The 22732-nt window shown below is 64.7% G+C and carries 9 protein-coding genes; 3 read left to right on the top strand and 6 right to left on the bottom strand.

Annotation, left to right across the window (positions count from 1 at the left end; translation table 11 throughout):
* The first annotated feature begins 149 nt into the window (after window positions 1-149).
* On the top strand, window positions 150-1562 hold the full coding sequence (locus AC5O5R_RS17825; protein ID WP_172218797.1) for a DOPA decarboxylase: 1413 nt from the start codon (window positions 150-152) through the stop codon (window positions 1560-1562).
* Window positions 1563-1697: 135 nt separating this feature from the next.
* Here the strand turns inward: AC5O5R_RS17825 and AC5O5R_RS17820 are convergent, their stop codons facing one another.
* The gene (locus tag AC5O5R_RS17820; protein WP_172218799.1) at window positions 1698-3071 is read right to left on the bottom strand and encodes an MFS transporter; all 1374 of its coding nucleotides are present in this window, start codon (window positions 3069-3071) and stop codon (window positions 1698-1700) included.
* Between the two features lie 288 nt (window positions 3072-3359).
* Between AC5O5R_RS17820 and quiC the strand changes: the two genes are divergently transcribed.
* A complete protein-coding gene (quiC, locus tag AC5O5R_RS17815) occupies window positions 3360-5267 on the top strand; it encodes a 3-dehydroshikimate dehydratase QuiC (RefSeq protein ID WP_172218801.1) in 1908 nt (635 codons plus the stop codon).
* A gap of 36 nt (window positions 5268-5303) precedes the next feature.
* Here the strand turns inward: quiC and AC5O5R_RS17810 are convergent, their stop codons facing one another.
* The 5 genes from AC5O5R_RS17810 to AC5O5R_RS17790 all read right to left on the bottom strand — a co-directional run bounded on the left by AC5O5R_RS17810 (window position 5304) and on the right by AC5O5R_RS17790 (window position 11347).
* Window positions 5304-5972 (bottom strand): class I SAM-dependent methyltransferase, encoded by a 669-nt coding sequence (locus AC5O5R_RS17810; RefSeq protein ID WP_172218803.1) that lies wholly within the window; start codon window positions 5970-5972, stop codon window positions 5304-5306.
* 5 nt (window positions 5973-5977) lie between these two features.
* Window positions 5978-6841, bottom strand: a complete 864-nt coding sequence (locus AC5O5R_RS17805) for a sensor domain-containing diguanylate cyclase (RefSeq protein ID WP_172218804.1) — start codon at window positions 6839-6841, stop codon at window positions 5978-5980.
* 92 nt (window positions 6842-6933) lie between these two features.
* A complete protein-coding gene (locus AC5O5R_RS17800) occupies window positions 6934-8262 on the bottom strand; it encodes a TolC family outer membrane protein (RefSeq protein WP_494514631.1) in 1329 nt (442 codons plus the stop codon).
* A gap of 1 nt (window position 8263) precedes the next feature.
* Complete coding sequence (locus AC5O5R_RS17795) at window positions 8264-9604, bottom strand: HlyD family type I secretion periplasmic adaptor subunit (RefSeq protein WP_172232859.1); 1341 nt, start codon at window positions 9602-9604, stop codon at window positions 8264-8266.
* Window positions 9605-9610: 6 nt separating this feature from the next.
* Window positions 9611-11347 (bottom strand): type I secretion system permease/ATPase, encoded by a 1737-nt coding sequence (locus AC5O5R_RS17790; protein WP_494514630.1) that lies wholly within the window; start codon window positions 11345-11347, stop codon window positions 9611-9613.
* A gap of 546 nt (window positions 11348-11893) precedes the next feature.
* Between AC5O5R_RS17790 and AC5O5R_RS17785 the strand changes: the two genes are divergently transcribed.
* Complete coding sequence (locus AC5O5R_RS17785) at window positions 11894-22720, top strand: peroxidase family protein (RefSeq protein WP_494514629.1); 10827 nt, start codon at window positions 11894-11896, stop codon at window positions 22718-22720.
* Window positions 22721-22732 lie beyond the last annotated feature (12 nt).

The following is a 22732-nucleotide window of genomic DNA, read 5'->3' as shown; positions in this document are numbered from 1 at the left end:
GGGCACAGGTGCCTAGACTGGGGGCATTGTGTTGCCTGTACCGGCCCTTTCGCGGGTGAACCCGCTTCCACATCAGCGGGCGCTTGTGGGAGCGGGTTCACCCGCGAAAGGGCCGGCACAGGCAGCGGACTAACCTCAGGAGCCCCCACGTGACCCCAGAACAATTCCGCCAGTACGGCCACCAACTGATCGACATGATCGCCGACTACCGCACAACCGTCGGCGAACGCCCGGTCATGGCCCAGGTCGAGCCCGGGTACCTGAAGTCTGCCTTGCCTGCAGCTGCCCCCCGGCAAGGCGAGCCATTCGAAGCGATCCTCGCCGACGTCAACCAGCTGGTCATGCCCGGCCTGTCCCATTGGCAGCACCCGGATTTCTACGGCTACTTCCCCTCCAACGGCACCCTGTCGTCGGTACTCGGCGACTTCCTCAGCACCGGCCTGGGCGTTCTTGGCCTGTCATGGCAATCCAGCCCGGCCTTGAGCGAACTGGAAGAAACCACGCTTGACTGGCTGCGCCAGCTGCTCGGCCTGTCTGGCCAATGGAGCGGGGTGATCCAGGACACCGCCTCGACCAGCACCCTGGTGGCGCTGATCAGTGCCCGCGAGCGCGCCAGTGACTACGCCCTGGTGCGCGGTGGCCTGCAGGCCCAGCCCAAACCGTTGATCGTGTATGTCAGTGCCCACGCCCACAGCTCGGTGGACAAGGCGGCGCTGCTGGCCGGCTTTGGTCGCGACAATATCCGCCTGATCCCCACCGACACACGCTACGCCCTGCAGCCGCAAGCGCTGCAGGCGGCCATCGAGCAGGACCTGGCTGCTGGCAACCAGCCGTGCGCCGTCGTCGCCACCACCGGCACCACGACCACGACCGCCCTCGACCCGCTGCGCCCGATCGGCGAAATCGCCCAGGCCAACGGCCTGTGGCTGCATGTGGACTCGGCCATGGCCGGCTCGGCGATGATCCTGCCTGAATGCCGCTGGATGTGGGACGGCATCGAGCTGGCCGATTCGGTGGTGGTCAATGCGCACAAGTGGCTGGGTGTGGCTTTCGATTGCTCCATTTATTACGTACGCGACCCGCAGCACCTGATCCGGGTGATGAGCACCAACCCCAGCTACCTGCAGTCGGCCGTGGATGGCGAGGTGAAGAACCTGCGTGACTGGGGCATCCCACTGGGTCGCCGGTTCCGTGCGCTGAAGCTGTGGTTCATGTTGCGCAGCGAGGGGGTTGAGGCGTTGCAGGCGCGGTTGCGCCGTGACCTGGACAATGCCCAGTGGTTGGCGGGGCAGGTTGGCTCGGCGGCAGAGTGGGAAGTGCTGGCGCCGGTGCAGTTGCAGACCTTGTGCATTCGCCACCGGCCGGCAGGGCTGGAAGGGGAGGCGCTGGATGCGCATACCAGGGGCTGGGCAGAGCGGTTGAATGCCAGCGGGGAGGCCTATGTGACGCCAGCGACGCTGGACGGGCGCTGGATGGTGAGGGTGTCGATCGGCGCGTTGCCGACCGAGCGCGGGGATGTCGAAAGGCTTTGGGCTCACTTGCAGGAAGTTGTCAAAAGCTGAAATCGCCCGGGCCGCTTCGCGGCCCATTCGCCGGCAAGCCAGCTCCCACAACGACCGCATCTGCCTCAGGCGTGATGCGATCCTGTGGGAGCTGGCCTGCCGGCGATGGGCTGCAGGACAGCCCCGTGCAACCTGTCAGTGGCTCACTGCCTGAAAGCTGCCTTTACGGCTGGCCTCATACGCCTCTTTCTCCATCGGCTTGGCCTGCGGATTACCCAGGTCTTCCATCGCCAGTCGATGAGTTTCCGGGGCAATGTAGGCCGCCAGGGCGCACACGCAAGTGATGAAGAATGCCAGCCCACCCACTACCAGCGGGATGTTGTCCGAGCCGGGTGGCGCCACCAGGGCGAACAGCGCTGGCAGCATGGCAGTCAGCATGGTGCCGACGTTCTGCGCGATGGCCATGGCCGATACCCGGTAGCGGGTCTGGAACAGTTCTGGGTAGAAGCTTGGGAATACCGCGTTGTAACCCTGGTAAACCATGCCCCACATCACGATCGAGGCGGCGAACGCCAGCGGTACGTTCTGGATACTGATCGCATACAGATAGACGAACGCCAGCAGACCCGAGCCCAGGCAGCCAGCGATCATGGTCGGGCGACGGCCGATCCTGTCCGACAGGTTGCCGACAAACGGGATCACCAGTACCGCAACGATGTTGCCGACCACCGGAATCCACAGGTACACGCTCTTGTCGAAGCCGATGCCGTAGGCTGGCTGCACCGCGTAGGCCGCTCCGAAGATGGTGGCCACCACCGGAATCACGTTCATCAACGCCATGAACATCACCAGCACCATGTGCTTCCAGCTGTGGCGGAAGGCCTCGCTGATCGGCGACTTGGCAACTTTGTCCTGCTTCTCTTCCTTCACGAACGCCGGGGTTTCGTGCACTTCCTTGCGAATGATGAAACCGGCGATCAGCACGATGGCGCTCATCAGGAACGGAATGCGCCAGCCCCAGTCGTTGAAGGCTTCGCTGGGCATGAAGTAGGCCAGTGGCAGGAACACCGCCGCCGCCATCACCTGGCCGGCCTGCACGCCTTGCAGGGTGAAGCTGGCGTAGTAGCCGCGTCGGCCGAAGGGCGCGTGCTCCATGATCATCGAACTGGCCCCGGAGATTTCCCCGGCTACGGCAAAGCCCTGGATCAGGCGCAGTACCACCAGCAGGGCAGGGGCGAGGAAGCCGATGTCGTGGTAGGTGGGCAGAAGGCCCACTGCCATGGTCGACAGGCCCATCAGGAACATGCACAGCAGCAGTACGTTCTTGCGACCGCGGGTGTCACCCCAGTGGCCCAGCACGAAGGCGCCGACCGGGCGCGCCAGGTAGCCCACGCCGTAGGTGGCCAGCGAGGCAATGATGGCCATTTTAGGGTCGGTGTTGGGGAAGAAGATCTGCGGGAAAATCAGTGCAGCGGCCTGGGCATAGATGAAGAAGTCGTAGTACTCGAGTGCCGAGCCTATCCATCCACTGGCGGTCGCTTTCTTGGCTTGCGAGCTGGAGTGAGCCATCGTTGTCTCCGTTGTTATTGTTGTTTGCGCAGGTTCCGCCGGTGTTCTCGCCACGGCAGGAGGCGGTGGTCGGTGTGCCTGCGTCTGTGGTTCATGTTGACCACGGGCCAGCGGTCTAGCAATTCGTTAAAACGGGTTTTGTGCGATAATCGAACGCAAAACTAACCATTCCGTACAAAGGGATTGAAGCGACGACTTTACCTGCGAATAATCGATCGTGCCATAAACTGTGACAGGGGTTTTTACCTGCCTGGCACCGTCATTTTCCAACAATAAGGAACTCCCGCCATGCAGCGTTCGATCGCTACCGTGTCCTTGAGCGGCACCCTGCCGGAAAAGCTCGAAGCCATCGCCGCCGCCGGTTTTGACGGCGTCGAGATCTTCGAAAACGACCTTCTTTATTACGCTGGCAGCCCGCGTCAGGTACGCCAGATGTGCGCCGATCTGGGCATTGCCATTACCCTGTTCCAGCCGTTCCGCGACTTTGAAGGCTGCCGCCGCGAGCGCCTGCAGAAAAACCTCGACCGCGCCGAGCGCAAGTTCGACCTCATGCAGGAACTGGGCACCGACCTGGTGCTGGTGTGCAGCAACGTCCAGGCCGACGCCCTGGGCGAGGAGCAACTGCTGGTAGACGACCTGCGCCTGCTGGCCGAGCACGCCGGCAAGCGTGGCCTGCGCATTGGCTACGAAGCCCTGGCCTGGGGCCGCCACGTCAACACCTACCAGCAAGTGTGGGACCTGGTGCGCCAGGCCGACCACCCGGCCCTGGGTGTGATTCTCGACAGCTTCCATACCTTGTCGCTGAAGGGCGACCCGAGCGCGATCCGCGACATACCCGGCGACAAGATCTTCTTTGTGCAAATGGCCGATGCACCGATCCTGGCCATGGATGTGCTGGAATGGAGCCGCCACTTCCGCTGCTTCCCGGGGCAGGGCGAAATGGACATGGCCGGTTTCCTCGCGCCGATCCTCGCCACCGGCTACCGTGGCCCGCTGTCGCTGGAAATCTTCAACGACGGCTTCCGCGCCGCACCACCCCGGCAGAATGCCGCTGACGGCCTGCGCTCTCTGCTGTACCTCGAAGAGCACACCCGCCTGCGCCTGGAGCAGGAAGGCACGCCAATCGAACCCGGCGTGCTGTTCACCCCCCCTGCAGCCAGTACCTATGACGGCGTGGAGTTCCTTGAATTTGCCGTCGACGAAGCCGTCGGCGCGCGCCTGGGCAGCTGGCTGAAGCGCCTGGGCTTTGCCGAAGCGGGCAAGCACCGTAGCAAAGATGTGCAGCTGCTGCGCCAGGGCGATATCAACATTGTCTTGAACGCCGAACCGTATTCTTTTGGCCACAACTTCTTCGAGGCCCATGGCCCGTCGTTGTGCGCCACCGCGCTGCGGGTCAAGGACCAGCAGGCCGCGCTGAAGCGCGCCACGGCGTTCCGCGGCCAGCCATTCCGCGGCCTGGTCGGCCCCAACGAGTGCGAAGTGCCGGCGGTCCGCGCGCCGGATGGCAGCCTGCTGTACCTGGTGGAGCCGGGCACTGCCGGCCAGACCCTGTACGACACCGACTTCAGCCTGGACCAGGCCGCCACTGCCACGGGTGGCCTGCGCCGCATCGACCACATGGCCCTGGCTCTGCCGGCCGAGTCGCTGGACAGCTGGGTGCTGTTCTACAAAAGCCTGTTCGACTTCGCCGCCGATGACGAGGTGGTGCTCCCCGACCCCTATGGTCTGGTCAAGAGCCGCGCCTTGCGCAGCCAGTGCGGCACCTTGCGCCTGCCGCTGAACATCTCGGAAAACCGCAACACCGCCATCGCCCATGCGTTGTCCAGCTACCGCGGTTCAGGGGTGCACCACATTGCCTTTGATTGCGACGACATCTTCCGTGAAGTGGCGCGGGCCAAGCTGGCCGGTGTGCCGTTGCTGGAGATCCCGCTGAACTACTACGACGACCTGGCGGCGCGGTTCGACTTCGATGACGAGTTCCTCAGCGAACTGGCGTACTACAACGTGCTGTACGACCGCGATGCCCAGGGTGGCGAGCTGTTCCACGTGTACACCGAGCCGTTCGAAGAGCGTTTCTTCTTCGAGATCATCCAGCGCAAAGGTGGCTATGCCGGTTACGGCGCGGCCAACGTCGCGGTGCGCCTGGCCGCCATGGCCAAGGCCCGCAGCGGCGCGGCGCGCAAGCCGGTGCTGTAGGCCTCAAGGCGCCATTTCTGCTGTAGGAGCAGCTTCTCAGAGGTGTTCAGCCACCATCAGCAACGACTGCGGCACCGCACTCTGCGGGTGCTGCGGTTCCTGCAGGCTGACCAGTCGCAACCCCGCCATGTCCAGCGCAGTCAGCCAGCTGGCCAGGGTGCGGAAGTACCAGGGCATCACCTGCCAGGCCCCGGCAAACCCGGCAAACGACTCCTCCCGCCAGCCATCCTGGTAATCCCCGCCCGCCACGCTCCAAGGGTGCAGGGTCTGGATTACCAGCGCAGCACCGGGCCGCAGCAAACCTTTCAGCGCAGCCAGCAACGGGATGATGTCCTGTTGCAACAGGGCAAAGTTGGCACAGATCAGGTCATAGTCTTTACCCACAAAGGCCTGCCCATCGGCTAACTGTGCGTAGCTGGCCAGGTGCACCTCGGCCGAGCCGGCTGCGCGCGCAGCATCCACCAGCGTCCGGTCGCCATCGACGCCCACGGCTTCAATACCCCGGTCGTCCAGCGCCCGCAGCAACCAGCCCTCACCACAGCCCAGGTCGAGTACACGTGCGGGCATGCGGCCGAGGATAGCCAGCAGGATGGCCTGGTCGGTGACCTGGCGCCGGCTTTCGATGGCGCCGCTGCGCACCGCGTCGATCCAGGCCTTGGCATTATGCTGCCAGCTATCCAGCAGGGCGTTGTCGGAGTTGGGCATGCGTGTCACCGTTTCGCGGAGTAAAGATGCTTGACCCGGTACATGTCGCCATCGGCATGGCGCAACAGTGCGTCGGCATCTCTGCCGTCTTCAGGGTAGCAGGCCACCCCGATGCTGCAGGTGGGCGCCTTGATGCCGGACAGTTCTCCCTCTAGCGGCGCTGCCATGGCAGCGAGGGCACAGGCCACTTTCTCGGCAACGGCATCCTGCGAGGCCATGTCGTTCAGCAGCACGGTGAATTCATCCCCGCCAATTCGGGCCACCGTGTCGGTCGCCTGCATGCAGGCCTCCAGGCGCCGGGCCAGCGTGCACAGCACACGGTCTCCCACGGCATGGCCGTGAACATCGTTGATGCTTTTGAAGTCGTTGATATCGACAAACAGCAGTGCCAGCCTGCCACCCCGGCGGTGTGCATCGTGCAGGGCGGCGTCCAGCTGCTCATTGAACATGGCCCGATTGGCCAGCCGGGTCAGCGGGTCGTGATGAGCCAGGAAGCGCAGCGCGTCCTCGGCTTGCCGCTGGGCAGTCACGTCGCGCGCCACGCCGATGCGGGCCTCGGCCTCCTCGGACCACGATGCCGCCCACAGGATGTGCACGATGCCGCCATCCTTGCGGATGTAGCGATTGCGAAAGTCGTAATGCGGTTGGCCGTTCATCACCCGCACGATCGATGCGCGGGTGGCAGCCAGGTCGTCAGGGTGCATGTAGGCGGTGATCGGCGTGCCGACCAGTTCGCAGGCCCGGTAGCCCAGCAGGGCCTCGCAGGCATCGCTGACGAAGACGATCTGGTTGTCCCGGTCGACCACGAACACCGTGTCCAGCATCAGGTGGATCAGCCTGGGGTACAACGCTTGCAGGTCGACGGGCATGGGTCAGGGCGTCCTCGGCAGGATGGCCGATCATAGCCTGAAGGTGGAACGGGCAGCTACGGTGCAGTGACATGCCTGCGTGGATCCACCCATCAGTTGCTGACCATCAACTCCGGCCCTAGATAGCCGTTGATCTGCTCGATATCGTCATCCCCCAGGCTGCCCACCGACGAGGCCAGGCGCAGCCGTGACATCAGGTAGTTCAGCTTGGCCTCGAACAGGTCGTGGCGCGCGTCGTACAGCAGCTCTTCGGCATTGAGCACATCCGAGTTGGTGCTGGTGCCGCCTTCCTTGAAACCCTTGCGGGTCGAGGTCAGCGAGCGTTCGTTGGAGGCCACGGCCTTTTCCAGTGCATGAACACGCAGGGCGCCACTTTGCACGCCGCGGTACTCGCGGGTGGTGTCGGAAATCACCTCCTGGCGCGTGGCGTCCAGCTCGTCCAGGGCCTTGGAGCTGTTGGCGCTGGCCTGGCGGGTCAGGGCGCTGGTGCTGCCACCACTGTACAGCGGGATGTTCAGCTCCAGGCCGATCGAGCTGTAGTGGTTGCGCTGGTTCAGCTCGGAAATCGACTGGCTGCTGCCGGCGTTATAGCCGGCGACGAAATCCAGGGTCGGCCAGTGCCCCGCGCGGGCGCGATGCACTTCTTCCTCGGCCAGCTCGTAGTTGTGCCGCCGCGCATGAATCAGCGGGCTGTCGGCCTGGGCTTTTACCAGCCAGTCCTGCAGGTTGCCTGGCAGCAGCGGCGGTGTGCTGAAGCCTGGCTGCAGGGTGGTCAGGGCCTGGGGCGTTTCGCCGATGTACTCCTCCAGCTTGCGGCGGGTGTTGACCAGGTTGTCCTGGGCATCGATCAGGTCGGCCTCGGCCAGGTCGCGGCGGGCCACCGACTCGTCGATATCGGTGATGGTGCCGGCACCCAGCTCCTTGCGCCGCTTCGCCGAAGCCATCTGTTCCTCGAAGGCGCTCAGCTTGGCCTTGGCCAGGGTGATGGTTTCGCTGGCCAGCAGCACGTCGAAGTAGGCATCTGCCAGGCGCACGGCGGCGTCCTGGCTCTTGGCGTCGAACACCGCCACGCTGTAGTCGGCGCGTTGCTGGCCCTGGCGGTACTCGGCCATCTTCTGCTTGTTGAACAGCGGTTGGCGCAGGCGCACGTTGGCGCCTTTCGAATCGTAATTCAGGTCGTTGTCCTGGCCATTCTGGCGCTGGCTGCCATCGACCTTGTTGAAGTAGGCTGCCGCGTTGATCTGCGGCAGCAGGCCGGCCTCGCCGATGGCGCGATTCTCGCCGCCGGCTTGTTTTTCATGCACCGCAGCGCGGTAGATCGGGCCTTGGTACTGCAGCAGGTCCCAGGCTTGTTTCAGGTCCATGGCACTGGCCTGTACCGACAAACCCAGCAGGCACAACATCAGGCACGGGCGTTTCATGTCATTGCTCCTTGAACGCGGCGTCCACGCGTTCGAGCATCGGTTTGAGCAGGTAGCTGAGCAGGTTGCGCTCGCCGGTCTTGATGGTGACGGTGGCAGGCATGCCGGGGCGGATGTGGTTGCTGCCCAGCAGGCCCATGCCGGCTGGTGTCACTTCAACCTGGGCCAGGTAGAACGGCTGCTTGCTTTCTTCATCGAGCAGGCGGTCGGCGGAGATGGTCTTGACCCTGCCAGGAATATTCGGCGTCTGCGCATGGTTGAAGGCCGGGAAGGCAATGTCCACGGCCAGGCCCGGGACCATCTTGTCGATGGCCTGCACCGGGATCATTGCGTCGACCTGCAGCGGCTCGCCCAGCGGCACGACTTCCATGATCTTGGCCCCAGGCTGGATGATGCCGCCGACGGTAGCGATGCTCAGCGCCTGGACCATGCCGTCGATCGGCGAGCGGATAACCGTGTGGCTCACTTCGTAGTCCAGCGCGCGCAGGCGGTCGGCCAGGGTGGTGTTTTCCTTGGCGGTGTCGGTCAGTTGCGACTCCACTTCCTTCAGGTAGTCGTGCTGACGCTGCAGCATGCGCAGCTTGATCTCGGTGGCCTGGCTGCGCGCTCGGGCAATGTTGTTGAGGTTTTCCGCCTGGCCAGCGGACAGGTCGGCGTTGCTGCGCTCCAGCTCCAGCAGGCGGTTGCGCGGCACATAGCCCTCGGCTGCCAGCACCCGGGTGCCTTGCAGTTCCTGGTTGAGAAAGCCGATTTGCGAGGCGCGAGCCCCGTACACCTGCTGCAGGCCTTTAAGCTGCACTGCCGAGGCGGTAAGGTTTTCCTCGAGAATGCTCAGCTCGCCGGCCAGGCCCGCACGGCGGGTGTCGAGCAGGCGTTGCTGCAGGTCCATGGCCGCCAGCAGCCTGGGGTCACTGCCGTAGTGCTGGAGCAGGGCGGGGTCGAAGGCGACCGTGTCGCGGTCGTCACGCTCGGCTTCCAGGCGGTTTTCCACGGTCTTGCTGACAATGTACTGGGCGCTGAGCGCGCCCTGTTCGGCCACTGCGCGCAGGGCGTCGAGGCGTACCAGCTCCTGCCCTTTGTTCACGACATCGCCTTCGCGGACCAGAATCGCCTCGACGGTGCCACCGGTCAGGTGCTGGACCGCCTTGCGGTTGCTGGTGACCTTGACCGTGCCGGTGGCGACGATGCCGGCGTCCAGGGGCGCCAGGCACGACCACAGCAAGAAGCCGCCAAAGCCTGCGACCACCATCCACAAGCCCCAGCGTGCCGGCCGACCGGCATCGAGGTCGATCAGCTTGCTGGCATCGGCGGGAATCAGTTCGCTGTGTTGAATCATCTGCATGATCGGCTACTCCCGTACCTTTACCGAAGCCAACGGCGTCGCAGCGCCTGCGGGGATCACGCTGGCCTTGCGCAGCGCCGCGAACACTTCATCGCGGCTGCCCAGCATGTGTACCCCACCGTCACGCAGCATCAGCACCTGGTCGACTGCGCACAGCACATTGGGGCGGTGGGAAATCAGCACTACCGTGGCCCCGCGCGCCTTGAGCTCGGTCAATGCATCCACCAGGGCCTTCTCGCCAAGGTCGTCAAGGTTGGCATTGGGCTCGTCCAGCACTACCAGGTTGGGCTCGCCATACAGGGCGCGGGCCAGGGCGATGCGTTGCTTCTGGCCGCCAGACAGCGGGCTGCCATCGGCTGCCAGGCGGGTGTCGTAGCCCTGCGGGAAACGCAGGATCATGTCGTGCACGCCGCTGCTGCGTGCGGCGCGGATCACCGCATCGCTGTCCACCTCGGCGAAGCGCGCAATGTTTTCGCCGATGGTGCCCTCGAACAGCTCCACGTCCTGCGGCAGGTAGCCTAGCCACGGGCCGAGCTCGGCCTTGTTCCAGGTGAAGATGTCGGCGCCATCCAGGCGCACCTTGCCGGCCTGGGCGGGCCACACGCCCACTAGCAGGCGGGCGAGGGTGGACTTGCCCGAAGCCGACGGGCCGATGATGCCGAGGCTGTCACCCGCGGCCAGGCTGAAGCTCACCCCGCGCACGATGGTGGTGTTGGTGCGCGGGGCGCCGGCAATCACGTTTTCCACCGCCAACATGCCCATCGGCCGCTGCAGGGACATGCTCGGTGGCCGCTGTGGGTAGTCCTGCAGCAGGTCGTTGAGCCGGCCCCAGGCCAGGCGGCAACCCAGCAGCTGCTTCCACGAGGCGATCACCTGTTCCACCGGCCCCAGGGCGCGGCCGGTCAGGATCGAGCAGGCGATCATCATGCCGGGGGTGATCTTGCCCTCGATCGCCAGCAGCGCGCCGGTACCGAGGATCACCGATTGCAAGGTGATGCGCACAAAGCGCCCGGTGCTGCTGATCAGCGCGGCGCGGTCGGAGGCCAGGGTCTGCATCTGCAGGATCCGCAAGTGGCCCTGGAACCAGCGCTTGCCGATCGACGGCAGCATGCCCATGGCTTCGATCACTTCGGCGTTGCGCAGGTTGTTGTTGGCGTAGCTGGCCGATGACAGGGCTGCCTGGTTGGCTTCGGCCAATGGCTTTTGCGTGGCCTTTTCAGTCAGGTAGGCCAGCCCCACCAGGATCAGCGAGCCGATCATCGTGACCAGCCCCAGCAGCGGGTGGATCAGGTAGCAGACCAGCAGGTAGATCGGTGTCCACGGCGCGTCGAAGAAGGCGAACAGGCCGTTGCCGGTGAGAAACTGCCGCACCTGCGCCAGGTCCTGCAGGGCCTGGGCCGGGTTGCCGCCGGCGCGGCTCAGGTTGCGCTCGAAGGCGGCGCTGAAGATGCGGCGGTTGAGGTCCATGTCCAGGCAGTTGCCGACGCGGATAAGCACGCGGGTGCGCATCATCTCCAGTGCCGACATCAGCAGGAACAGCCCCACTACCAACAGCGTGAGCATGGCCAGGGTGGTGACGTTGCGGCTTACCAGAGCGCGGTCGTACACCTGCAGCATGTAAACGGCTGGCGTCAACATCATGACGTTTATCACGCCGCTGAAGGCGCCCAGGGCGTAAAAGCTGCGGCGCAGGCGAAACAGCGCATCGGCCAGTTCGGAACGGGTGCGCGGTGCCTTGGGCATCGGGGGCCTCCCTTCATCGCAAATCGGGAAGCCCTTGCGGCGCCCCGTACGGCGGTAGTTGTGGCTTCTTGGTCGGCTCGCAGACGGGTCGCTCTCAGGGCGAATAATCCAGAACGCTGCGTCGCTCCCACATGCAGCAGCGTAGGTTGCAATGAAACATCCAGTAATATCTTTTCGCTCTATAAATTCTTTGAACTTTTCATAAGTACCGGGAAAACAGCTAGTTGCATCGCATTACCATCGGTGGACGATTTTTTTGACGGGATATTGACAAGCTTTTCGCCTACGACTTTAGTCTGATGTATTCGGACCCTGTGCGAGTCGGGGGCGATGCATGTGCGTTACACCGCTGTATCGCACAGTTAACAGGGTTTCCGCCGTTTCGGCGGGGGCCAGCTTGCCGGCGATGAGGCCAGGGGCGTCATTACGACACCGCCCACCGGTCCCCAGAACCCTCATACAGAAACTGCGCACGTCAACACTGACTGGGCGCGGGACGGACCCTGTTGCCCTGAGATTTCTCCCGATTGATCGAGGGCAATTGCAATGGCCAATTTCAGCAAGTCGGACCTGGAGTTCATCCTCAAGCAGATTTTCATCGCCGAAGCTCACGCTGCCGGCGCCAGCCTGATCGACCTGCTGCCCAACGGCCAGGTGCCGTTCGGCCTGCGCACCGTCGATGGCAGCTACAACAACCTGGTCGCCGGGCAGAGCGAGTTCGGCGCAGCCGACAACGCGTTCCTGCGCCTGCTCGACGCCTCGTACCGTGCCAGCTATGCAGGCACCGGCACGGTCGTCGATGCGCAACCGCGCACCATCAGCAACCTGATCGTCGACCAGACAGCCAACAACCCGGCTGCGGTAGAGGCCAACGGTGGCGCCGCCCCGATGATGAGCCCCGGCATCGACGGGGTGTTCGGCACGGCTGACGACAAACCGGTGTTCTTCATCCCCAACGTCTCGGCAGATGCCGGCCTTACCGCCGGCTTCAACGCCTGGATGACCTTCTTCGGCCAGTTCTTCGACCATGGCCTGGACCTGGTCACCAAGAGCAGCAGCGACATCGTGTTCATCCCGTTGCGCCCGGACGATCCGTTGTACAACGCCAACAGCCCGACCAACTTCATGGTGCTGTCGCGCGCCGTACGCACTGCCGGCGCCGATGGTGTGGTGGGTACCGCCGACGATGGCCAGCCCAACACCACCTCGCCGTTTGTCGACCAGAGCCAGACCTACAGCTCGCACCCCTCGCACCAGGTGTTCCTGCGTGAGTACATGCTCGACGCCGCAGGCGACCCGGTAACCACCGGGCGGCTGATCACCAACCGCGACCTGGGCGCCGATGGCAAGTTCGGCACCAGCGACGACGGCAATGGCGAAGGCGGTGGCATGGCCACCTGGGCAGTGGTCAAGGCCCAGGCCCGCGACCTGCTCGGCATCAACCTGACCGACGCCGATGTGCACAGCGTGCCGCTTCTGGCCACCGATGCGTATGGCAACTTCCTGCGTGGCCCCAACGGCATGCCGCAGGTGGTGATGCGCGTGAACAATGGCGCCGACGGCATTGCCGGCACCGCTGACGACGTCACCACGCTGGTCGAAGGCGACCGTGCCGCGCCCATCAGCCTGGCCAATGCCGTGCGCACCGGGCATGCCTTCCTCGACGACATTGCACACAACGCCGAGCCGGTGGTGGTGGGTGGGGTGTTGCAGGCCGACGCCGATACCCTGGTCGGCAATGCGCAGCCTGTGGGGCAGGGCGGCAACAACCTGACCTACGACAACGAGCTGCTCGATGCCCACTACATTGCCGGTGACGGCCGGGTCAACGAGAACATCGGCCTTACTGCCGTTCACCACGTGTTCCACTCCGAACACAACCGCCAGGTGCAGCAGACCAAGGACACCCTGCTGGCCGCAGGCGACGTGGCATTTCTCAACGAATGGCTGATCGACGATGTCACCGCCATCCCCACCACGCCCGCCGGCATCGCCGCCTTGGTATGGGACGGCGAGCGGCTGTTCCAGGCTGCCAAGTTCGGCACCGAAATGCAGTACCAGCATTTGGTGTTCGAAGAGTTCGCCCGCACCATCCAGCCGCAGATCGACGCATTCCTCGCCCCCAACGGCTACGACACGTCGATCAACCCGGCGATCCTGGCCGAGTTCGCCCATGTGGTGTACCGCTTCGGCCACTCGATGCTGACCGAAACCGTCGACCGCTTCGACCCGGCGTTCAACCCGGTATCGGGCGACCCGAACAATCCCGACCAGCAACTGGGCCTGATCGCCGCCTTCCTCAACCCCCTGGCGTTCGCCGGCAGCGGTGCCACCGCCGACGAAGCGGCGGGGGCGATCATCCGTGGCGTCACTCGCCAGCTGGGCAACGAGATCGACGAGTTCGTCACCGAGGCGTTGCGCAATAACCTGCTCGGCCTGCCGCTGGACCTGCCCGCACTGAACATCGCCCGTGGCCGCGACACCGGCATCCCCAGCCTGAACGAGGCGCGCCGCGAGTTCTACGCCGCCACCGGCGACAGCCAGCTGAAGGCCTACATCAGCTGGGCCGACTTTGCCGACCACCTCAAGCATCCGGCGTCGCTGATCAACTTCATTGCCGCCTACGGCACCCACAGCAGCATTACCGGGGCTACCACCGAAGCGGCCAAGCGCGCCGCCGCAGTGGCCCTTGTGCTTGGCGGCAGCGGTGCACCGGCTGACCGTCTGGACTTCCTCAACGGCACCGGCGCCTACGCCAACGTGACGCTGGCGGGCAAGGACGGCATCGCCGGCACGGCCGACGACATCAGCGGGGTTACCGTAACGGGCGTCGATGCCATCGACTTCTGGGTCGGCGGCCTGGCCGAGAAGAAAATGCCGTTCGGCGGCATGCTCGGCTCCAGCTTCAACTTCGTCTTCGAAACCCAGCTGGAAGCGCTGCAGAACGGCGACCGTTTCTACTACCTGTCACGCACGGCGGGCATGAACTTCGGCACGGAGCTGGAAAACAACTCCTTCGCCAAGCTGATCATGCTCAACTCCGACGTCACCCACCTGTCCAACACCGTGTTCCTCACGCCGACCTTTACCCTTGAGGTGAACCAGGCCAACCAGTTCACCGGGCTGGGTACGGACGGCAGGGCCGACCCGACTGGCGGCATCGAGATCAACGGGGTAGAGATCGTCCCGCTGGTGATTCGCGACAACCCCGATACCGTCGGGCCAGACAGCAACTACCTGCACTACACCGGTGAAGACCACGTGGTGCTCGGCGGTACTTCCGGCAACGACATCATCATCTCCGGTGACGGTGACGATACCGTCTATGGTGATGCAGGCGACGATGTGCTGGAAGGCGGCGCTGGCAACGACGCGGTGCTGGGTGGCGCGGGCGACGACATCATCACCGATTCGTTTGGCGACAACCGCCTGGAAGGCAATGCCGGCAACGACGTGATCGTCGCCGGTAGCATGGGGGTTGCCGGCAACCTGATTCTCGGCGGTGACGGCCAGGACTTCATCATCACCACCGAGGACATCAGCACCACCTTCGGCGGCCAGGGCGACGACTTCATCCTTGGCGCCAAGACCAACCTGCCACCTACCGGCAACGAGGGCGACGACTGGATCGAGAAGGGCACCCAGGACGGTGCGCCTGGCGACAACTTCGCGCCGCTGCTGGGTGACGAAGTGGTCGGCAACGACATCTTCGTCGGTGGCGGCGGCTTTGACGAAATGATCGGCGAAGGGGGCGACGACATCTTTGTCGGCAGTGATGCCCAGGACAAGATGGACGGCATGTCCGGGTTCGACTGGGTGACCTACAAGAATGACCAGGTTGGCGTCACCGTCGACCTGAGCCTGGCCGCCCTTGCGCAGCCCCATGGCAACGCACCCAACCAGAACGCCGGTGTGTTCAACCCGGTCGGCGCCTCGCCGGCTTCCATCCTTGACCGCTTCGCCGAAGTCGAGGGCGTATCAGGCTCGAAATTCGCCGACGTGCTCAAGGGCGATGACGTCGATGCCGTGACCATCCTCAACCACGGCGGTGCCACCGGCAGTGCGCTGACCAACGTCGCGCTGATACGCGGCCTGCAGCAGTTCCTCAGCGATGCCGGGCTGCCCACCACCGGCTTTGCCACCGGCAACATCCTGCTCGGCGGCAATGGCAGCGACCTGATCGAAGGCCGTGGCGGCGATGACCTGATCGACGGTGACAAGTGGATCAACGTGCGCATCGCGGTGTATGCCGCAGGCGACGTCAACCACAGCGGCCCCGAGATCGCCAGTTTCGACAGCATGGTCGACATGATCCCGTTCATGCTTGACCGCACCTACAACCCTGGGCAGCTCAAGGCAGTACGCGAAATCCTGCCCGGCACCTCGACGGGCGGGGCTGCGTTCGACACGGCGGTGTTCTCGGGTGTGCAGAGCGAGTACGTGGTGACCCAGAACACCAAGGGTACGCTTGACGTTTCCGATGACGTCTGGACGGTGACCGATACCGTGGCCGGCCGTGACGGCATCGATACCCTGCTGCATGTCGAACGCCTGCAGTTTGCCGACAGCCAGCGCGTGCTGGTGACCGGGCTGAACGCGCAGGCTACCGGCAGCCCCACGGTCACCGATGGCAACGGCGGGGCGATCACCGTGGGCGACATGCTGACAGTGAGCGTGGCAGGTGTGCGTGATGCCGACAACATTGCTGCAGGCAACCCGCTCGGCACGCTGGCCAACAGTTCGGTGTCGTACTACTGGCAGTTCGAAGCCGACCCTGGCAGCGGTGTGTTCGAAGACATCATCCTGCTGCCAGCCGGTGACCTGGCGTTCCAGAGCGCCGATGGCACCGCGTTCAAGGTGTCGCCGGACCTGGCGGGGCTGAGCCTGCGGGTCAAGGCGATCTACCAGGACGCCCATGGCACCACGGAAGTGCTGTTCTCCCAGCCCACCGGCGTGGTCCAGCCCGGTGCGCCTGTGCTGCCGACGCCGGCCACGCCGGTGGTGGACGCGGCTGACGGTGGCGCCGGCCTGCACATGGTGCGCTCCGACCTCAACTTCATTCTTGAGCAGATCAAGATCGCCGAAGCCGATGCCCATGGGCAGGACATCCTCTCGCTGATCCCCAACATCCGCGCGCCGCTGGGCCTGCGGGCGGTGGATGGCTCGAACAACAACCTGATGAACCTCAACGGCAACAACCACACCCAGTACGGTGCTGCCGACGCTGTATTCCCGCGCCTGAGCGACCCGGTATTCAACCCGGCCGAGGGTGCACCCGCCGGCTTCTTCGGCCCAGGCTCGCCCGCCATACCGGGTTCGTCGTACCAGCAGACCAGTGGTGCAGTGTTCGACTCGCAGCCGCGCACCATCAGCAACCTGATCGTCGACCAGACCTCCAACAACCCGGCCGCCTACGCCACTGCCTACGACCCTGGCGCGGATGGCGTGCTCAACTTCGGCACGCCGGGCAACGACGATGTGCTCAAGGACGGCGTGCGCGTGGTTGCCAGCCCGGGCCTGGACGGCCAGTTCGGCACCGGCGACGACCACGACGTGTACCTGTTCGAAAACACCGCTGCCGATGCCGGCTTGTCGGCGCCGTTCAACGCCTGGATGACCTTCTTCGGGCAGTTTTTCGACCACGGCCTGGACCTGGTCACCAAGGGCGGCTCGGGCACTATCTACATCCCGCTGCAAGCGGACGACCCGCTGTATGTGCCGGGCGGCTTCACCAACTTCATGGTGGTGACCCGCGCCACCAACCTGCCTGGGCCGGATGGCATCCTGGGCAACGCCGACGACATTCACGAGCACAGCAACACCACCACACCGTTCGTGGACCAGAACCAGACCTACAGCTCGCACCCCTCGCACCAGGTGTTCCTGCGCGCGTACATGATGACTGCCGATGGTCCGGTCGCCACGGGCCGGCTGATCACCAACCGCGACCTGGGCGCCGATGGCAAGTTCGGCACCGGCGACGATCACGAAATCGGCGGCATGGCCACCTGGAAAGTGGTCAAGGCCCAGGCCCGCGACCTGCTCGGCATCAATCTGACCGATGCCGACGTCGACAACGTGCCGCTGCTGGCAACCGATGCCTATGGCAACTTCATCAAAGGCCCGCATGGCTACCCGATGGTGGTGATGAAAGGCCTGGACGGTATTGCCGGTACGGCCGATGACCAGCAGGTGGAAGGCAACCCGCTGGCGCCGATCAGCCTGACCAACGCCGTGCGCACCGGCCACCAGTTCCTCGCCGACATCGCCCACAATGCCGTGCCGGTGTTCAGCGCCGGGGTGTTGGCGCCGGATGCCGACAACGTCGCCGGCAACGCCGTAGCCGTCAACCCGCAGACCGGTGCCAACCTGGCCTACGACAACGAACTGCTGGATGCGCACTACATTGCCGGCGATGGCCGGGTCAACGAGAACATCGGCCTGACCGCCGTGCATGCGATCTTCCATGCCGAGCACAACCGGCTGGTGGCGCAGACCAAGGACACGGTGCTGGACGCGCACGACCTGGTCTTCCTCAACGAGTGGCTGCTCAACCCGGTGAGTGCATTGCCGGTCACCCAACCCGAGATCGATGCACTGGTGTGGAACGGCGAGCGCCTGTTCCAGGCGGCCAAGTTCGGCACCGAGATGCAGTACCAGCACCTGGTGTTCGAGGAATTCGCCCGTACCGTACAGCCGCGGGTCGACCTGTTCTTCGCGCCAACCCAGGTCTATGACGTCGACCTCGATGCGTCGATCGTGGCCGAGTTCGCCCACACCGTGTACCGCTTCGGCCACTCGATGCTGACCGAAACCGTCGACCGCTTCGACATCGACTTCAACGTCATCAAGGACCCGGCCAGCGCCAACCCCGACCAGCAACTGGGGTTGATTGCTGCGTTCCTCAACCCGCTGGCGTATGCCGCCAGTGGCGTCACCCCCGAGGATGCCACCAGCGCCATCGTGCGCGGGGTCACCCGTCAGGGCGGTAACGAAATCGACGAGTTCGTCACCGAGGCGCTGCGCAATAACCTGTTGGGCCTGCCGCTGGACCTGCCGGCGATCAACATCGCCCGTGGCCGCGACGTGGGCATCCCTTCGCTGAACGCCCTGCGTCGGGACATCTACGGGCAAACCGGCGATACCCAGCTCAAGCCGTACACCAGCTGGGTCGACCTGGTGCAGCACCTGAAGCATCCAGAGTCGCTGATCAACTTCATCGCCGCCTACGGCACCCACAGCACCATCACCGGCGCTACCACGCTGCTGGAAAAACGCGCGGCGGCCATGGCCCTGGTGTTCGGCGGCAATGGCGCGCCGGCCGACCGCATGGACTTCCTCAACGGCAGCGGTGCCTGGGCCAACGTGACCCTGGTCGGCAAGGATGGCTTGGCAAACACCGCGGATGACCTGAAGGGGGTCACCCTCACCGGCGTCGACGCCATCGACCTGTGGATCGGCGGCCTGGCCGAAGAGAAGACCCCGTTCGGCGGCATGCTCGGCAGTACCTTCAACTTCGTGTTCGAAAACCAGATGGAGAAACTGCAGGACGGCGACCGCTTCTACTACCTGGAGCGTACCGCCGGGCTGTCGATGAACGCCGAGCTGGAAAGCAACTCGTTCGCCAAGCTGATCATGGCCAACACCTCGGCCACCCACTTGCCGGGCCTGGTGTTCTCCGACCCGGGCTTCTATCTGGAGCTGGACCAGAGCAAGCAGTACAACGATGGCCTGGGCAACGCCGACCCGCTGGGCGAAAACGGCCAGCAGGTGGTGTTCCGCGACAGCCCGCTGACGGCTGGCCCGGACACCAACTACATCCGCTATGCCGGTGGCGAGCACATCGTGCTGGGCGGTACCAACGGTGATGACATCCTGGTCTCCAGCGAGGGTGACGACACGGTGTGGGGCGATGCCGGCAACGACCGCATCGAAGGCGGCGACGGCAACGACCAGCTGCGCGGTGGGGCCGGCGACGACATCATCAGCGACATGGGTGGTGACGACAACATCCAGGGCGGCGACGGCAACGATGTGCTGCACGGCGGTAATGGCGTCAACCTGATCATCGGCGGCTTCGGCAACGACTTCATCGTGACCGGGGAAGATGCCTCCGAAGCCATTGGTGGCCAGGGCAACGACTTTATCCTCGGCAGCAAGGCCAACGAACAGGACATGGGTAACGAGGGCGACGACTGGATCGAAAAGGGCACCTCGGACGGTGCGCCTGGTGACAACTTCGACCCGCTGGGCAACGACCCGGTCATCGGCAACGACGTGTTCATCGGCGGTAACGAGAACGACAAGTTCAACGGTGAAGGCGGCGACGACATCATGGTCGGCAGCCTGGGCTTCGGCGACCGCTACATCGGTGGCTCGGGCTATGACTGGGCAACCTTCAAGGGCCTGGCCCAGGGCGTGTCCATCGACATGAGCGACCGCTTCTTCGATGTACCGCCGGTACCGGGTTCGGGCGCCTCGACGCTGGCGCGATTCGACATCATGGAGGGCCTGTCGGGGTCGGCGCATGGCGATTTCCTGCGCGGTGACAACGAAGATGCCACCAGCCTGCCGACGGCTGGCGCCACCGGCAGCGTGCTCACCAACATCAGCCTGATCAACGGCCTGTCCAGCCTGCTGGCAGCCGGGGCGACGTTCTACGACGGCGGCAACATCATCCTTGGCGGCAGCGGCAGCGACCTGATCGAAGGGCGTGGTGGCGACGATATCCTCGACGGCGACAAATGGTTGAACGTACGCATTAGCGTACGCGCCAACCACGATGGCAGCGGCCCGGAAATCGCCAGCTTCGACAGCATGGAGCCGATGGTGCCACTGATGCTCAACGGCACCTACAACCCGGGCCAGCTGGTGATTGTCCGGGAAATCCTGAGCGGCACCGACAGCTATGACACGGCGCTGTTCTCGGGGGTTGCCACCGACTATAGCGTGGTGGTCGATGGCAATTCGGTGATCGTCACCGACCTGGTGGCCGGGCGTGATGGTGTCGACCACCTGACCGGTATCGAGCGCCTGCAGTTCTCTGACCGCGCCCAGGCCTCTGGTGTGGGTACCGCCGTCAACGCGGGGCCCACGGGGCACCTGGTGATCCTCGACGATACCACCGGCGTGCGGGACGACACCCCGGTCAGCGGCCAGCTGCTGCGGGTGACCCCGTTGGCAGTGCATGACGCGGACAACGCCAGCGCGGCCAACCCCAGCGGTGCGGTCACCGGCCCGGTAGCCTATTACTGGCAGGTCGAGCAACTGCCGGGTTCCGGGGTGTATGAAGACATCACCTTCGTTGCCGCAGGTGAAGTGTCGCGGGCCATCGGCAGCACCTACCGGGTTACCGATGATGTGGCCGGGCTGAGCATCCGCGTTCGCGCGGTGTACCAGGACGCCAAGGGCACGCTGGAAATCGTCGATTCGTCGCCAAACAGCGCGCCAAGTGCCGGGCCGGCCGTGACCGGGCTGCTGGTGCAGAACCAGACGCTTACCGCCAACCCCGCGACCATTGTCGATGCCGACGGCCTTAGCAACCCGCAGTTCAGTTTCCAGTGGCAGTCCAACCGGGGGGTTGGCTGGGTCAACATCGCCGGGGCCATCGGCAGCACCTTTGTCCTGACCCAGGCGCAAGTAGGGCAGAACATGCGCGTGGTGGTCAGCTACGTGGATGACTTTGGCGTACACGAAAGCGTCGCCTCCGACATCCTCGACCCGGTGGCCAACGTCAACGATGCACCCACCGGTGCCGTGCTGATCAGCGACACCACGCCAGACCGGGGCCAGACGCTGACCGCGCTTACAGCCGGCATAGCCGACGTGGACGGGCTAGGCGCCTTCAGCTTCCAGTGGCAACAGGGCACGGGCGGCACCTTCAGCAATATCGTCGGTGCAACCGCGGCGACCTTCACCCCGGGCGTTGCCCAAGGCAACCAGCAACTGCGGGTGGTCGTGCGCTACACCGATGGCTTTGGCACGCTGGAGTCGCTGACCTCGGCGGCGACAGCAGCCGTGGTGGTTCCGCCGGGCGTGGTACTGACCGGCACCAACGCCGCCAACACCCTGACCGGTACGGTGGGCGACGATGTGATCTCGGGCCTGGGCGGCAATGACACGCTCAATGGCCTGGGCGGCGTCGACCAGCTGTTCGGGGGTGTCGGCAATGACATCCTCAACGGCGGTGACGACAACGACATCCTCAATGGCGAGGACGGCAACGACACACTCAACGGCGGGCTGGGTGCCGACGCCATGAACGGGGGCGCCGGCAACGACACCTTCGTGGTCGACAACACCGGTGACACGGTCATCGAGGCACTCAATGGCGGCACTGACCTGGTGCAGACCAGCCTGGCCAGCTACACCCTGGGTGCCAACGTCGAAAACCTGACCTACACCGGCAGCAGCGCCTTCACCGGTACCGGTAACGCGCTGGCCAACACCCTGACCGGTGGCGCCGGCAACGACGTGCTCAACGGCGGTGCGGGGGCCGACCGGCTGGTGGGTGGCGTGGGTAATGACACCTACACGGTGGATGACGCCGGGGACGTGGTGGTGGAGGCCACCGGGGCCGGTACCGATCTGGTGCGTACCACACTGGCCAGCTACACCCTGGCTGCCAACGTCGAGAACCTGACGTATACCGGGGTGGGCAACTTCACCGCTATCGGCAACGGCCTGGCCAACATCATCAACGGCGCGGCAGGCAATGACACGCTTGGGGGGGACGGCGGCAACGACATCCTCAACGGCAATGCCGGCAACGACACCCTCAATGGCGACGCCGGCAACGACCAGCTGTTCGGCGGCCTGGGTGCGGACCGCCTGAACGGTGGTGGCGGTGACGACAGCCTCGACGGCGGTGACGGCAACGACACGCTGCTGGGCGATACCGGCAACGACACCTTGCTCGGCGGGGCGGGCGATGACAGCCTGGACGGCGGCAACGGCGTCGATCTGCTGCAGGGGGGCGATGGCAACGACACGCTGTTTGGTGACGTTGGCAACGACACCTTGCTGGGGGGCGCCGGCAACGACTTCCTCAACGGTGCGGCGGGTAACGATACGGTCGTGGGGGGTGCCGGCAACGACACCATGATCGCCACTGACGGCAACGATGTGTTCCAGTTCGCTGCCGGTTTTGGCAACGACCTGATCATCAGCTTCGATGCCATTGCGGCGGGCGGCCAGGACCGGCTGGATATCACTGGCCTCAATATCACTGCGGCAACCTTTGCCGCCAGCGTCACCATCGCCGATGTCGGCGCGGATACGCTGGTCAGCATCGGCGCTGCCGACTCCATTCGCCTGGTGGGGGTGGCGGATGCGACCACGGTGACGGTGGCGGACTTCATCCTGGCGGGGTGAGGTGGGTGGCGG

The organism is Pseudomonas sp. 8_5_2 (assembly GCF_059295255.1).
The sequence above is the reverse complement of the archived record's forward strand: the minus strand, read 5'-3'. Positions and strand labels throughout refer to the sequence as shown.

Coding starts and splice junctions, on each gene's coding strand:
- AC5O5R_RS17800 (WP_494514631.1), bottom strand. CDS start 8,262: ATGAAACGCCCGTGCCTGATGTTGTGCCTGCTGGGTTTGTCGGTACAG.
- AC5O5R_RS17795 (WP_172232859.1), bottom strand. CDS start 9,604: ATGCAGATGATTCAACACAGCGAACTGATTCCCGCCGATGCCAGCAAG.
- AC5O5R_RS17790 (WP_494514630.1), bottom strand. CDS start 11,347: ATGCCCAAGGCACCGCGCACCCGTTCCGAACTGGCCGATGCGCTGTTT.
- AC5O5R_RS17810 (WP_172218803.1), bottom strand. CDS start 5,972: ATGCCCAACTCCGACAACGCCCTGCTGGATAGCTGGCAGCATAATGCC.
- AC5O5R_RS17805 (WP_172218804.1), bottom strand. CDS start 6,841: ATGCCCGTCGACCTGCAAGCGTTGTACCCCAGGCTGATCCACCTGATG.
- AC5O5R_RS17820 (WP_172218799.1), bottom strand. CDS start 3,071: ATGGCTCACTCCAGCTCGCAAGCCAAGAAAGCGACCGCCAGTGGATGG.
- quiC (WP_172218801.1), top strand. CDS start 3,360: ATGCAGCGTTCGATCGCTACCGTGTCCTTGAGCGGCACCCTGCCGGAA.
- AC5O5R_RS17785 (WP_494514629.1), top strand. CDS start 11,894: ATGGCCAATTTCAGCAAGTCGGACCTGGAGTTCATCCTCAAGCAGATT.